This is a genomic window from Banduia mediterranea (assembly GCF_031846245.1).
GTDB classification, from domain to species: domain Bacteria; phylum Pseudomonadota; class Gammaproteobacteria; order Nevskiales; family Nevskiaceae; genus Banduia; species Banduia mediterranea.
This window is the reverse complement of sequence record NZ_JAVRIC010000003.1, coordinates 213,717-228,147: the sequence shown is the minus strand read 5'-3', so window position 1 is coordinate 228,147 and position 14,431 is coordinate 213,717. Positions and strand designations below refer to the sequence as shown.

At 63.0% G+C, this 14,431-nt stretch carries 10 protein-coding genes and 2 pseudogenes; 5 read left to right on the top strand and 7 right to left on the bottom strand.

Features of this window, described 5'->3' with window-relative positions:
• Positions 1 to 121: 121 nt before the first annotated feature.
• The 7 genes and pseudogenes from RM530_RS03635 to prpR form a co-directional block, all read right to left on the bottom strand.
• Positions 122 to 1,174 (bottom strand): right-handed parallel beta-helix repeat-containing protein, encoded by a 1,053-nt coding sequence (locus tag RM530_RS03635; RefSeq protein ID WP_311363847.1) that lies wholly within the window; start codon positions 1,172 to 1,174, stop codon positions 122 to 124.
• Positions 1,175 to 1,328: 154 nt separating this feature from the next.
• Complete coding sequence (locus RM530_RS03630; protein WP_311363846.1) at positions 1,329 to 3,539, bottom strand: carboxypeptidase-like regulatory domain-containing protein; 2,211 nt, start codon at positions 3,537 to 3,539, stop codon at positions 1,329 to 1,331.
• Between the two features lie 113 nt (positions 3,540 to 3,652).
• Positions 3,653 to 5,380: a hypothetical protein gene (locus RM530_RS03625; RefSeq protein ID WP_311363845.1), complete on the bottom strand. Its 1,728-nt coding sequence runs from the start codon at positions 5,378 to 5,380 to the stop codon at positions 3,653 to 3,655.
• Between the two features lie 201 nt (positions 5,381 to 5,581).
• Positions 5,582 to 5,749, bottom strand: a pseudogene (locus RM530_RS18935) (kynureninase/PvdN C-terminal domain-containing protein); the annotation flags it as partial.
• Positions 5,747 to 5,980, bottom strand: a pseudogene (locus tag RM530_RS18930) (kynureninase); the annotation flags it as partial. The pseudogenes RM530_RS18930 and RM530_RS18935, both read right to left, overlap by 3 nt.
• The gene (kynA, locus tag RM530_RS03615; RefSeq protein WP_311363843.1) at positions 5,977 to 6,819 is read right to left on the bottom strand and encodes a tryptophan 2,3-dioxygenase; all 843 of its coding nucleotides are present in this window, start codon (positions 6,817 to 6,819) and stop codon (positions 5,977 to 5,979) included. The pseudogene RM530_RS18930 and the gene kynA, both read right to left, overlap by 4 nt.
• Positions 6,820 to 7,016: 197 nt before the next feature.
• Positions 7,017 to 8,639 (bottom strand): propionate catabolism operon regulatory protein PrpR, encoded by a 1,623-nt coding sequence (prpR, locus tag RM530_RS03610; protein WP_311363842.1) that lies wholly within the window; start codon positions 8,637 to 8,639, stop codon positions 7,017 to 7,019.
• Positions 8,640 to 8,874: 235 nt separating this feature from the next.
• Here prpR and prpB point away from each other — a divergent pair, with 235 nt between their 5' ends.
• From prpB to RM530_RS03585, 5 genes are all read left to right on the top strand, one after another.
• Positions 8,875 to 9,765, top strand: a complete 891-nt coding sequence (gene prpB, locus RM530_RS03605; protein WP_311363841.1) for a methylisocitrate lyase — start codon at positions 8,875 to 8,877, stop codon at positions 9,763 to 9,765.
• A 12-nt stretch (positions 9,766 to 9,777) separates the two neighbouring features.
• A complete protein-coding gene (gene prpC, locus RM530_RS03600) occupies positions 9,778 to 10,932 on the top strand; it encodes a bifunctional 2-methylcitrate synthase/citrate synthase (protein WP_311363840.1) in 1,155 nt (384 codons plus the stop codon).
• Between the two features lie 174 nt (positions 10,933 to 11,106).
• Positions 11,107 to 13,701, top strand: a complete 2,595-nt coding sequence (acnD, locus tag RM530_RS03595) for a Fe/S-dependent 2-methylisocitrate dehydratase AcnD (RefSeq protein WP_311363839.1) — start codon at positions 11,107 to 11,109, stop codon at positions 13,699 to 13,701.
• A gap of 140 nt (positions 13,702 to 13,841) precedes the next feature.
• Complete coding sequence (locus tag RM530_RS03590) at positions 13,842 to 14,075, top strand: type II toxin-antitoxin system ParD family antitoxin (RefSeq protein ID WP_311363838.1); 234 nt, start codon at positions 13,842 to 13,844, stop codon at positions 14,073 to 14,075.
• Positions 14,076 to 14,077: 2 nt separating this feature from the next.
• The gene (locus tag RM530_RS03585; protein WP_311363837.1) at positions 14,078 to 14,398 is read left to right on the top strand and encodes a type II toxin-antitoxin system RelE/ParE family toxin; all 321 of its coding nucleotides are present in this window, start codon (positions 14,078 to 14,080) and stop codon (positions 14,396 to 14,398) included.
• Positions 14,399 to 14,431 lie beyond the last annotated feature (33 nt).

The window sequence follows — 14,431 nt, the reverse complement described above, 5'->3', positions numbered from 1 at the left end:
CAGTCACCTTGTGGGTAATGCTCAGCGCAAGCGGGAGAGGGTCGGTCGGCATCACGCCGCGCGCGACTCAGTTAAGTCTGGATCGCATCACGAGGCTGAACCGCCTGTCGGAACCCCGCGGCTATTCCGTGCGCGAACCTTCGTAGCGCAGACAATAGCCGTAGGTGTTCCAGTCCGGTTCGCTGTTTTCGCTGTTGCGGAACACTTCATTGCGGGACAGGTTGGCTTCGAAGTTCGGACGCTTGCAATTCGCCGCCGAATCCACGCCGATCAGGTAGCCGAAGCCGTTGTCCTGAAACACATTGTGCTCGAAACGATTGCCGTGGCTCATGCTGTTGTCCCAGCACAGCACCGGATCGCGATAGCGGATCGAGCAGGTGAGGTAGATGCCGGCGCCGGCATTGTCCTCGAAACGATTGTTGCGGAAGGTGTTGCTGTTGGCATCGGCCAGATAGACGCCGTGAGAGCCGTTGCCGATGAAGCGGTTATCCTCGATCACGCTGTTTTCGAGAAACTCGGTGGTGATGCCGGCAGCCACATTGTCCTGCAACAGGTTGCCGCGAATCACGGTCCTGCCGCCGCGGTTGAGCGAGATGCCATCCCAGGCCGCGTGGCTCACCACATTGTCGACGATCGTGATCTGACTGCTGTGATATTCGGTGAGGATGCAGGCGCTGCGGCAATCGCTGACCTGCAACTCGCGCACGGTGACCCGTTCGCCGGCGCGCACCACCACCACGCTGTTGCGCAGATACGGGTATTCGGCGTGCAGCTCGCTGCCGTCAGAACCACTGCCGATCAGGCGCATCCTTTCCAGGGTCACGTCATGAATCCGGCGCCCCGGCGTCTCCTTGCGATAGTCGCCCACCACGATCGCCGGAGTCTCCGCGCCGTCGGGCAGACGAATCACCGTTTCGGCGCCCTGCCCGCGCAGCGTGAATCCGTCGCGCGTGATATTGACGAAATTATCCAGCAGGTATTCGCCGGCGGCCAGGCACAGCGTGGCCGGGTCGGCCTGCTTGCCTGCGCGGTCGATGGCGGCCTGTAGATCATCGCCAGGCGCGGCGTTGGCCGTGCACGCGCCGGCCTGCATCGATTGCGCCCAACTCGGCATCACTGCGATGAGGCTGAACAGCAGCAGGCAATGCCAGGCAGGCTTAGCAAGGTGTCTCACTTGGATGTCTTGAATGCCGAGCGCGTCGAAGTTGACGCCACCTCTTGATACCAACTGAAAACTGAAGGCTGCCTGAGCGCTTTCAAGCTCACAAGAGGAAGGGGGCCTGCGCCCCCTTCCCGACCACACATTTCACGCTACCGACTCAATCGAGTCATTGCTGATAGGTGAAGCCGAAGCCACGCTGCGTTTCCGGAGCCGGCTGCTGCTTCAGAGCAGGCGTGCCGCCAATGGCAATGGTCTTGACGATGGCGCCATCGAACGGCGTGGCAGCGAGCGCATGGCCGACCTCGACACGAGGCTGTTCCAGAAACGCGGCCATGTCGATCATCAGGATGGCCGGAGCGCTCGACAGCAGGAACCCGTAACTCTGACTATCGGCAATCGCCTGAACCACGCCGACGGCGTGCGGATCGCGCGAATAGCTGTATTCGCTGCCCGTCGGCGAGTACACCGCCCAGTCGGTCATGCCGGCCCAGGTATCGCCGGCCGGATTCATCGGATCGTCGAGTTCGCCAACCATGATGGTGGTCGAATACCCGGCCATGAACAGTGCGAGATGGGTCTGGGAGTCCACCGCCGCACCACTGAGAACCGGATAGGCGCTCTCATCCTGGGTGTCGAGCACCACCGTTAGCGTCGCGTCGCTGATACTGAAGGTCTCCGTGTCGTCATCAAACACAAAACTGGCGGGGTCGCTCATGTCCAGAAATGCGACGTACGAGGTGTCCTCGCCGGTCAGAATGCCGACATTGAACGTGCTGTCGACCGCACCGGCATCGACGATGCCGAACGGGTAGCCTTCGCCGCCGTTGGGTACCGCGAATTGTTCCTGGAACTGATCGTCGTCCATGGCGTAGGCACGCTTCTCCACGAGATTGACCAACTGCAGCCCGCCGCCGCTGCCGGCGCCGTAATTCGGGGAGAACAGCAAATCCGCGCCTGCGTTGCCGCCGATATTCTCTGCGATCAGCTGCTCACCGACGAGGTCGATCGGCGTGCCCAGTTCGAAGGTGGAATAGTCGAACGGATAGTAACCATCACCCGTGGCCAGCCACACCACACCGCGGGTCGGGTCCGGAATGCCGCTGGAAATATAGGCGCTGCCCCCCGAGAACCCCGTGATGGTCTCCAAGGAATCGGCCAAGTTGACGTCCGCCAGCACAGTCTCGCCGGCCACGTCGGCGAGCACGACTCGCGCCTGACTGTAGTCGTACAGCACCAACTGTGGCGTCGCCGCGCCAGGAACCGCGATCACACCACCGATATTGGTGAGTGGCGTATCGAGTGCCGCCAGGGACTCGTTGAGCTCGGTCAGCGGCAGCAGAACCGGATTCTCCGGATCGGTCATGTCGATCGCCTTGATCCCGTTTTCGCGAGCGGCAATATAGACAATCTGTGTCCCCGCCGAGGTGATCACCGTAACGGCGCCCGAGGAGCCGATCTGCAGTGCAGCCGATTCGGGCGCCGCCTCGACGATCGCACCGCGGACGTCCTCGACCACCGCTGGATCGAGTTCAACATCGTTGGCCGCCAGAATCGTCGCCAGATTGGCCGGATCGATGTAGGACGACAAGGCACCCAGGAAATCCGAGGTTGCGAGCGTGATCGGTGCGGGATCTTCCTCGCCGAACAAAACCGGCGCCTCGTGATCGCGCCCGTCGGGCTCGCCATCGCGCAGATCCTGCGCAATCGCTCTGAGGATTTCACCCGGGTCGCGCGCCGAGCGGCGGCCAAGTTCCTGAAACGAGCCAATCACCAGGCCAAGGTGCGCGCCGTTTCCGGCACCGCTCAGAAAGTCCGGGCGGAGGCCGGAAAACGCAGGGGCATCACCCGAGAATCCGTACAAGGATTTGATTTCGTCTTCGGCCTGGCCCGAAGCTTCGGAGAACGCCTTGGCCGAGCTGGCTTCGGACAGCAGCGCGCTGGCACGACTGTCCACCAGCGTGGTCAGGGGCGTGATCACGATGTCACTTAGGCCCGCTTCCGGAACCTCGTCCAGCATCACGCTCAGTAACTGGCTGGAGTAGGTCTTGGTGATTTCAGCTTCGCTGGTATAGGTGCCGCCCGTGGATTTGAGGCGTACCGCGCCGGTCGGAACGGCATCCAGTTCAAGAGAGAACGTGCCGTCAGCGGACGTGCTGGCCGTTCCGAGTTCGGCGCCGTCGCCACCGCCGCTTTCCACGGAATAGGCGACGACCGTCGCACCATCGACCGGACCATCCACGACCGTGCCCGAAATCGTGACACCTTCGTCGGGCGGTGGCGGCTCGTCCATACCGCCACCGTTGCTGCCCCCATCACATGCCGCAAGAATCAGGCACAAAGACAGACCCCCAAAAACCCTGCTGAAATGCTTATTCACTGCAATCTCCTTCACTGCAATCTCTCTGCGATATCCACGATTGAATCGCGGACTGACATTCCGCCGTCGCAATCAACAGCGGTTACCCCTTCTGCTGCTTCATGGGCTTAGGCTCATGGATTTACGGCGATTTCCTTCGAATCCGGACAGGATCCGGGAGATCCACACCAATTCAGCCAAAGCCGGCCATCGCGATAGACACGTCCGGTGCGGTTCAGATCGGTTTCCTCGTTTTCGATCCTGCGATGAACGTTCTGGATATCACCAAGAGCGAAATCGCGGCCCAGTTCAAAGTCCTGCAATAGCACCAAGGCGCGATAGGCCTTGTTCAGTTCGAGCGCCCGCTGCCGGGACGGAACGATCAGATCGCGGATGTCTCCATGGCCTTCGCGGCCAGCGGCGCGAAGGCGCGCCATGTCGAGATCGCCACCGGAGAAGAATCTCGCCAGCAATTCGTCGTTGGCTCTGAATTCGTCGCCGCCGCGCACGCGCTCGAAATAGGTCCGATATTCCCCGTGAGGCAGGCGTACCTGGGGAACATCCTGTATTCCGGCCAGGTTCTGGTGCGCCCATCCGTCCGCCCCTGGCACCTTGCGCGGAAATCCGAAGGTCTGATCCACCGTTACACCAAGCGTCGAATGGCAGCCCATGCAGTACATGTGCTCTTCGCGCGTCTGCAGCCGCAGCAGTCCGTCGCTGTCCTCGATGTAGCCTTGCAGCAACCAACCAAAGCTGTTGATAAGCCCGGTCTGCGCATTGCCGCCGAAGCGAGGCGGTGCACCGACATCCTTTTCGCGCTGTTCGGCCTCGTAGCGAATGCGCGTGATGGCCTCGCCGATCTCGTAACGCTTGGATGCGTAGCGCAGTTCCTTGAGCCGGGCACTCAACAGTGATCCTTCATCGGGATCAATGTAACGAACCGTATGTACGAACTCGGTTCCCAGCGGATATTGGTAGCGGCGCACTTTCACGTCGCCTGCGGCTCCCACGTATGCGGCAGGCAGTCCGTGCAAACGGGTGACCCGGGTTTCGAGGGTGCCGTCGCCGTCGAGATCCAGGCCGGCAACCACTTCGTTCAGCGGCTCGACGGTTCGCTGAACCGCGGCATTGCCGATACGCTCGTCCTGCGTCATCGCGAGTTCGAGAATCGCAAGGTTGATCTTGTAGATCTCTCGCGAATCAGTGCCTGACGCGGTCTGCCGAAACCGCTGCGGCAAGCGGATCAGAATGTCGTCGGTCGAGCCGTTGGTGGGCCAGAACGTACCCGGAAAGGGCTTGAACCGAAATGCGCGCCACTGAGTTCCGTCGACCGCGAAGCCCTCAGCATCGAATCCCTGAGCCAAGTCGATATCGGGGCGCCATCCCAAATACTTCGACCGCTCCGCGAGTGCTTCGCGCAATGGGCTGTAGTTGTCCTGCCTGATGTAGTCGAGGATCTCGCGATCGCTTATCGCATCGACGAGCTCGTGGCGACGGTCCGAGCCGAAAAGGTTGCTCCAGTGATTGGTCATGCCGGCCTCGCTGAATGCATAGGCCTCCTGTAGGCCGGCATCGGCCATGAAATTCTGACCGTTCGCATCGGTGTGGCAGGTCCAGCACGGATTCGAGACGCCCTCCGTCTTGGTGTAGCACTGCGGCGGAATCACGGCCTCGATATTGTCGATCTTGCGGTCACGCAGGCGCATGCGTTCGAGTGGGTCGTAGCGCACATCACGCAGTTCCGCACTCTCCATGGCCGCGACACGCGGCGTCGGCCAAAGCAGCGCGGATGCGATGCTGACCGCCAGCCCGGCCGACAACGACCAAGGAACGAATGCGGCACTCAGACGAAATTTCCTCACGCTCACAAAAATCCCCCTCGCCCTGCGGGACCGTCGAGTCGCAGGAAAGGGGTATTCTGGACACGAACGATTTCTTTGTATATCCCGTAGAAAGGGTAGCTCAATCGGTTTTTGTGACCTGAATCTCGAAAAATCGAGCCGCTCCTTGCGATGACACAATCAGCAGCTCGGGAAAACGGTGATCGTGAGCCCGTTCGAGACTCAGCTCACAACAAGCCCGGTCTGGTATTCGGGGCGCCGCCATATTTCCTGTCGCATCACACGGCTCAGTGCAGCCGCCGCGTCCCAAACGTCGCAATAGCGGGTGTACAGCGGCGTGAATCCGAATCGCAATACGTCCGGCGCGCGAAAATCGCCGACCACGCCCTGGTCGCCGGCGCGCTGCGGGATATCGACCCAGCCATTGCGGTTCCAGCTGCCGATCAGGTCCTGTCCCCATTCGCGACGGCTCACATCGGCCAGACGCGCGGCGGTAGCCTTGGGCAGCGCGCCCAGGGAGTTTCCGTCCAGGTAGATCAGCCCGGCCGGCAGTTCGAATCGGTCCCGAAACGGGCGGAGCGGGTCTTCCCGATCCAAGGCCTCGCAATCCTCGCGATTCATAGCTGCGTCCGCACTTCCCACAGTTCGGGAAACAGTACGGTATCGAGTGCACTCTTGAGATAGCCGACGCCGGCGGTGCCACCGGTGCCGCGCTTGAAACCGATGATGCGGCGCACGGTGTTCATGTGGCGGAAGCGCCATTGCTGGAACCAGTCTTCGAGGTCCACCAGTTTCTCGGCCAGTTCGTACAAGTCCCAGTAGCGCTTTGAATCCTGATAGATCGCCAGCCAGGCGGCCAAGACGGTGGCGTCGCTGCGGTGCGGCTCACGCAGATTCCGCTTCAGGAGTGCGCCGTCGATTTCGAAGCCGCGCCGGACCAACAGGCGAATCGCCTCGTCATACAGACTGGGGGCGACCAGCTCCGCATCCAGTCGCGCCGCCAGATCGGCGCGGTGCCGGTGCGGTTCGATCAGCTGCGCCAGCTTGTTGCCGAGCATGAATTCCAGCTCGCGGTACTGTGCAGACTGGAAGCCCGAGGACTGCCCCAATGCTTCGCGGAAGCTGCTGTAGTCGGCCGGCGTCATCGTCGACAGCACATCCCAAGACTGGATCATCTGCGCCTGGATGCGCGACACCCGTGAAAGGTTCTTGAAGGCCGGTTCCAGCTTGTCGGTGCGGATCGCCTCGCGCGCGGCGCGCAGTTCGTGCAGTGCCAGCTTGAGCCACAGTTCCGTGGCCTGATGAATGATCACGAACAGCAGTTCGTCGTGACGATCGCTCAGCGGCTTTTGCGCCGCCAGCAGCGTATCCAGCTGCAGGTAATCGCCATAGCTCATCGCCTGGCTGAAGTCGGTGTGAGCGCCGGCGCCTCGATCCGGGCCTATCGTGTCTGAAGTCATGTCAGCGCGTTCAATGGAATTGCGCCGAGGATACGCCAGCGGCATGTTGTGCTCGTAGGCTGTTGCGGAACCTTTTTCTGGTTTCGCGCGAAGACGCAAAGGGGCCAAGAAAAAGAGTTTGAACGATGAATGCTTTTGACTTTACTTTGCGTCTTTGCGTGAAACCCAAAAACCCTCTCGATCCGGCGCAAAATGGCCTACTGCAAACCCGCCTCGCGCAACCAGCGCCATAGAGTCGTGCGCGAGATGCCGAACTGCGCGGCCAGGTGGGCGCGATCGTCGGCGCTGCGTTGCAGCGCCTGTTGCAGTTGTGTGCGGTCCGGGCGCCGCGCGGAGCCCCGCGTCAGGCGGGCCGGCGCCGGCCGCGCAGTCAGCTCCGGCGCATGCCGTTGCAGCAGGCCGGCGTCGATCATGAGCTGGCCGCTGGCGCGCGTGATGACCGCCAGACGTTCCATGAGATTGCGCAACTCACGCACATTGCCGGGCCAGTCGTGCGCTTGGAGCAAGGCCAGCGCGGAGGCGTCCAGCTCCGGCATGACCTCGCCGGCCTGCTGAGCGCCGGCCTGCAGGAAGTGTTCGGCCAGCATCGCCACGTCCTGACGGCGCCGGGCCAGGCCCGGCAAGGCGATACGCAGCACATTGAGCCGGTAGTAGAGATCGCGGCGAAAGCCGCCCTCCTCCACCATCGCCTCGATAGGGCGATGCGTGGCCGCGATCACGCGCACGTCCACCGGCACCGGTCGCGATGATCCCACACGCAGCACCTCGCGCTCTTCGAGCACGCGCAGCAGGCGCGTCTGCAAGGGCAGCGGCATTTCGCCGACTTCGTCCAGGAACAGCGTGCCGTGGTGCGCGGACTCGATCAGGCCGATGCGCCCGCCGCGACGCGAGCCGGTGAACGCGCCCTCCTCGTAGCCGAACAGTTCGGCCTCCAGCAGCGATTCGGCGACGGCGCCGCAGTTGACGGCAACGAAGGCGTTGGCCGCTCGGCCGCTGGCCTGGTGCAGAGCCTGGGCCACCAGTTCCTTGCCGGTCCCGGTGTCGCCTTCGATCAGTACCGTGGCATCCGTGTCGGCGTAGATCGCCACCGCCTCGCGCACCTGGACCGCGACTTCGCTGTGTCCGAGGAAGCCGTCTGCCGCAGGCTTGGGTCCGCCGCCACGCCTTGGCGCGCGGCGCGGCGCCGGACGTTCGCGGCTGTCGATGCCGCGGACCAAGCCGGCGATGTCCAGCGCGGTCTCGAAGGCGGTGCGAATCGAATCCGCCGAATACAACAGCAGGCCGGAAACGCCGGCCTGCTCGGCCAACTCCACCACCAGCCCTGTGCCGACGATCGCCTTGACGCCGCGATTGACCAGTTCGGCGACGCGGTTGCGCGCGTCCTCGGCGGTGACGAAGGCGCGTTGCTCGATCGGCAGTTCGAACATGCGACGGAATTCGGCGAAGGGCGGCATGTCGGTTTCGTGCGTGACCACGCCGATACGGTCGGACAGCGAACGCGCGCGCGACAGCGCCTGCATCAGGTCGAAGCCACTGGCGCGGATCAACACCACAGGCTTGTCGACGCGGTGTTTCAGATAGGCGCCGTTGGAACCGGCCGAAATCAGCACGTCGCATTCCTCGCCGGCGCGACGGCGCACCTGGCGCACGGCGTCCTCGAAACCGAGATTGATCATCTCGATGCGCGCGCGGTCACCGAATTCCGGCACCACGTCGCCGATCAGCGTCGACAGGCGCGACACGCTGACGGCCCACAACACCGGATCGCGCGAGACCTCATCGGCACTACGCAGACGTTTACTGCTCTTGCTTGCGGCCACGGAAAGTCCTGAAACAGTGGAACACGCATGTTACACATGAAACATCAATGAAACGTCGACACCTCATCAATGAATCTCGAAAGCAACATGATCCGACTTCATATAGTTTCTTCATCCAATTGTTTTTGAACAATTTCACACTTCATGGAATCGCGCCTGATGACCCAAGCCCGCGCTGGCACGCTGCTTGACACTGTTAGGCGACAAACTCATTTCCGTCCTCCAGGAGCATTCCATGAGCGACATGACGTCCCCCGGCGCGCGTTTCCGCCAAGCGGTGGAAATCGAACAACCGCTGCAGGTTGTCGGCGCGATCACGGCCTACGCCGCCAAGCTCGCCGAGGCCACCGGCTTCAAGGCGGTCTACCTCTCCGGCGGCGGCGTGGCGGCGAACTCGCTCGGCGTGCCGGACCTCGGCATCAGCTCGATGGAAGACGTGCTCACCGACGCCGGCCGCATCACCGACGCCTGCTCGCTGCCACTGTTGATCGACATCGATACCGGCTGGGGCGGCGCCTTCAATATTGCGCGCACGATCAAGGCCTGCATCAAGACCGGCGTGGCGGCGGTGCATATCGAGGACCAGGTCGGCCAGAAGCGCTGCGGCCACCGCCCCGGCAAGGAAGTCGTGACCAAGGCCGAGATGGTGGACCGCGTGAAGGCCGCAGTGGATGCCAGGACCGATGCCGATTTCGTGGTGATGGCACGCACCGACGCCGCCGCCGTCGAAGGCATCGATTCGGCAATCGAACGCGCCATCGCCTATGTCGAAGCCGGCGCGGACATGATCTTCCCGGAAGCGATGAAGACCCTGGACGATTACAAGCGCTTCAAGGCAGCGGTTAAAGTACCGATCCTGGCCAACCTCACGGAGTTCGGTTCCACCCCGTTCTTCACCACCGACGAACTGCGCTCGGTGAACGTGGATATCGCGCTGTACTGCTGCGGCGCCTATCGCGCGATGAACGCGGCGGCTCTGAATTTCTACGAGACCTTGCGTCGCGAAGGCACGCAGAAAAACGTGGTCGACACCATGCAGTCCCGTGCGGACCTGTACAAGTATCTTGGCTATCACGCCTACGAGGACAAGCTCGACGAGCTGTTTTCGCAGGCCAAGAACAAGTAAAGGAGACATCTGATGAGCGATACCCCCGCCCCGAGCTTCAAGCCGAAGAAATCCGTTGCCCTGTCCGGTACCGCCGCGGGCAATACCGCGCTGTGCACCGTGGGCCGCAGCGGCAACGACCTGCACTACCGCGGCTACGACATACTCGACGTCGCCGAAGCCTGCGAGTTCGAGGAAATTGCCTACCTGCTGGTTCACGGCAAGCTGCCGACCGTCGCCGAACTGCGTGGATACAAGACCAAGCTCAAGGCCTATCGCGGCCTGCCGATCGCGGTGAAGACCGCGCTGGAACAGCTGCCGCCGTCGGCGCACCCGATGGACGTGATGCGCACCGGCGTCTCCGTGCTCGGCTGCGTGCTGCCGGAGAAGGACGATCACAACCATCCCGGCGCGCGTGACATCGCCGACCGCCTGATGGCCAGCCTCGGCTCGATGCTGCTGTACTGGTATCACTACGCCGTCAACGGCAAGCGCATCGAAGTGGAAACCGACGACGATTCCATCGGCGGGCACTTCCTGCACCTGCTGCACGGCGAGAAGCCCAGGGAGTCCTGGGTGCGCGCGATGCACACCTCGCTGGTGCTCTACACCGAGCATGAGTTCAACGCCTCCACCTTCACCTCGCGCGTGGTCGCGGGCACGGGTTCGGACATGTACTCCGCGATCTGTGGCGGCATCGGCGCGCTGCGCGGACCCAAGCACGGCGGCGCCAACGAAGTGGCCTTCGAGATCCAGAAGCGCTACGACAATCCGGACGAAGCCGAGGCCGACATCAAGGCTCGCGTCGAGAAAAAGGAAGTCGTGATCGGCTTCGGCCACCCGGTCTACACGGTGTCCGATCCGCGCAACAAGGTCATCAAGAAGGTCGCCAAGCAACTCTCCGAGGAAGAAGGCGCGATGAAGATGTACAACATCGCCGAGCGCCTGGAAACCGTGATGTGGGACATCAAGAAGATGTTCCCCAACCTGGACTGGTTCAGCGCCGTCAGCTACCACATGATGGGCGTGCCCACCAACATGTTCACGCCGCTGTTCGTGATTGCCCGCACCGCCGGCTGGAGCGCGCACATCATCGAGCAGCGCATCGACGGCAAGATCATCCGCCCGTCCGCGAACTACACGGGGCCGGAAGATCAGAAGTTCGTGCCGATTGGCGAGCGCGTTTAAGTCACGCCAAGCGCTTCCCTTCACCCCAAGGGAGAAGGTGTCCCGAAGGGACGGATGAGGGCGCTGTTTCTTCGTATGGCCAACCACCGTTGTGACGAAAAGCGCCCTCACCCCCAGCCCCTCTCCCGGTGGGAGAGGGGAGATTTTTATTAAGACGTCCACCCGGATGCGCCCATGAATACAAAGTTTCGAAAACCCCTCCCCGGCACCCAGCTGGACTATTTCGATACCCGCGCCGCAATCGACGCGATCGAGCCAGGCGCCTACGACAAGCTGCCCTACACCTCGCGCGTGCACGCCGAGAACCTGGTGCGCCGCGCCGATCCCGAAATGCTGGACGCCTATCTGGGCCAGCTGATCGGCCGCAAGCGCGACCTCGATTTCCCGTGGTTTCCGGCCCGCGTGGTGTGCCACGACATTCTCGGCCAGACCGCGCTGGTGGACCTGGCCGGCCTGCGCGACGCGATCGCGGACATGGGCGGCGACCCCGCCAAGGTGAACCCGGTGGTGCCGACGCAGCTGATCGTGGACCACTCGCTGGCCGTGGAGCATGCCGGCTTCGACAAGGACGCGTTCGAGAAGAACCGCGCCGTCGAGGACCGCCGCAACGAGGATCGCTTCCACTTCATCAACTGGACCAAGAAGGCGTTCAAGAACGTCGACGTGATTCCGCCCGGCAACGGCATCATGCACCAGATCAATCTGGAGAAAATGTCGCCGGTCGTGCACGCGCGCGACGGCGTCGCCTTCCCGGATACCCTGGTCGGCACCGACAGCCACACCCCGCATGTGGACGCCCTGGGCGTGATCGCCGTCGGCGTAGGCGGCCTGGAAGCCGAAAGCGTGATGCTCGGCCGTGCCTCGTGGATGCGCCTGCCGGAGATCTTTGGTGTGGAACTCACCGGCAAACCGCAGCCGGGCATCACCGCCACCGACATCGTGCTGGCGATCACCGAATTCCTGCGCAAGGAAAAGGTCGTCGGCGCCTATCTGGAGTTCTACGGCGAAGGCGCTTCCGCACTGACCCTGGGCGACCGCGCCACCATCTCCAACATGACGCCGGAATTCGGCGCCACCGCGGCGATGTTCTCGATCGACGACAAGACGCTGGACTACCTCAAGCTCACCGGGCGCGAGGACGAGAACGTCCGGCTGGTCGAGATCTACGCCAAGCAGGCCGGCCTGTGGTCGGACAGCCTCAAGACCGCCGAATACGAGCGCGTGCTGAGGTTCGATCTTTCGAGCGTGGTGCGCAACATGGCCGGCCCATCCAACCCGCACAAGCGCCTGCCAACCTCGGCGCTGAGCGAACGCGGCATCGCCGCCAAGTGGGAAGAAGTGCCGGGTGAAATGCCGGACGGCGCCGTGATCATCGCCGCCATCACCAGCTGCACCAACACTTCCAACCCGCGCAACGTCATCGCCGCGGGCCTGCTGGCGCGCAATGCCAATGCCAAGGGACTGAGCCGCAAGCCCTGGGTAAAATCCTCGCTGGCGCCCGGCTCCAAGGCCGTGCAGCTGTACCTGGAAGAGGCCAGGCTCTTGTCCGAGCTGGAGAATCTCGGCTTCGGCATCGTCGCCTTCGCCTGCACGACGTGCAACGGTATGAGCGGCGCGCTGGACCCGAAGATCCAGCAGGAAATCATCGACCGCGACCTCTACGCCACCGCCGTGCTCTCCGGCAACCGCAACTTCGACGGTCGCATCCACCCCTACGCCAAACAGGCCTTCCTCGCCTCCCCGCCCCTGGTCATCGCCTACGCGATCGCCGGCACCATCCGCTTCGACATCGAAAAGGACGCGCTGGGCACGGACACCGATGGCAAGCCGGTCTATCTGGCGGACATCTGGCCCGACGATGCGGAAATCGATTCCATCATCGAACAGAGCGTCAAGCCCGAGCATTTCCGCTCGGTCTACGACCCAATGTTCAACTTCAAGTTCGTCGAGGACGAAGGGCTGAGTCCGCTCTACGACTGGCGCCCGCAGAGCACCTACATTCGCCGCCCGCCGTACTGGGAAGGCGCGCTGGCCGGCGAACGCTCGCTGACCGGCATGCGGCCGCTGGCGGTGCTGCCGGACAACATCACCACCGACCACCTGTCGCCCTCGAATGCGATCCTGCTCGACAGCGCCGCCGGCGAGTACCTGCACAAGATGGGCTTGCCGGAGGAGGACTTCAATTCCTACGCCACCCATCGCGGCGATCACCTCACCGCGCAGCGCGCCACCTTCGCCAACCCCAAGCTCATCAACGAAATGGCGGTGGTGGACGGCCAGGTCAAGCAGGGTTCGCTGACCCGCATCGAGCCGGAAGGCCAGGTCGTGCGCATGTGGGAAGCCATCGAAACCTACATGCAGCGCAAGCAACCGCTGATCATCATCGCCGGCGCCGACTACGGCCAGGGCTCCTCACGCGACTGGGCCGCCAAGGGCGTGCGTCTGGCCGGGGTGGAGGCCATTGCCGCCGAAGGCTTCGAGCGCATTCACCGCACCAACCTGATCGGCATGGGCGTGCTGCCACTGGAATTCCAGCCCGGCACCACGCGCAAGACCCTGGGCCTGGACGGCACCGAAACCTACGACGTGGTCGGCGCACGTACCCCGCGCGCCACGCTCACGCTGGTGGTGCATCGCAAGAACGGCGAGACCGTGGAAGTGCCCGTCACCTGCCGTCTGGATACCGGCGAAGAAGTCTCGATCTACGAAGCCGGCGGCGTGCTGCAACGATTTGCCCAGGATTTCCTGGCCTCGTCGAAAGCGGCTTAGTCGCCCCCATCGGGTCATTCCCGCGAAAGCGGGAATGACCCGATTCGGCGATCGATCAAACGAAGCGCTGGCCGCACGCTTGCGCCGGGTCAGGGCCTCGGTTAGCGTTGATGGCAATCTTTGCCAAACCGGAAGTAGCCATGGCCACGATGAACATCTCCCTGCCCGAGGAACTCAAAACCTTCGTCGACACGCAGGTGGCCGAGCACGGCTACGGCTCCACCAGCGAATACCTGCGCGACCTGATCCGCAAGCAACGCGACATCGAAAAGCTGCGGAACATGCTGCTGGAGGGGGCAAACTCCGGCCCCGGGCGTCTGGTGGACGATGCGCTTTTCGCCGAGCTGCATGAAATTGCCAAGGGGCAGGCGTGACCTTGCCCAAGCCCGTAGTCGCGCGGCCGCAAGCGGAACTCGAAATCCGAAGCGCAACCGTCCACTACCGGAATGCAGGCCGCGAAGCCTTGGCCCTGAAGTGGGCCGCCGCGGTTGCAAAGACGCTCAGCCACATCGCGGACTTCCCACAGACGGGGTCTACGCGCTATGCCGTGTCGCTCAACCTTGCCGGCTTACGCTTCTGGCCGGTGAATGACTCCCCGTACCTGGTTTTCTACGTCGAACGCGAGACACAGGTCGATGTGTGGCGGGTACTGCATGCACAGCGCGACATCCCGGCGTGGACAGGAGAATCCGGATGAGTCCGCTGGACCAACGCAGGCACACCAACATCC

What these genes read in the sequence shown, in the direction of transcription:
- prpC (WP_311363840.1), top strand. Translation starts at nt 9,778, where the DNA reads ATGAGCGATACCCCCGCCCCGAGCTTCAAGCCGAAGAAATCCGTTGCC.
- prpB (WP_311363841.1), top strand. Translation starts at nt 8,875, where the DNA reads ATGAGCGACATGACGTCCCCCGGCGCGCGTTTCCGCCAAGCGGTGGAA.
- acnD (WP_311363839.1), top strand. Translation starts at nt 11,107, where the DNA reads ATGAATACAAAGTTTCGAAAACCCCTCCCCGGCACCCAGCTGGACTAT.
- RM530_RS03590 (WP_311363838.1), top strand. Translation starts at nt 13,842, where the DNA reads ATGGCCACGATGAACATCTCCCTGCCCGAGGAACTCAAAACCTTCGTC.
- kynA (WP_311363843.1), bottom strand. Translation starts at nt 6,819, where the DNA reads ATGACTTCAGACACGATAGGCCCGGATCGAGGCGCCGGCGCTCACACC.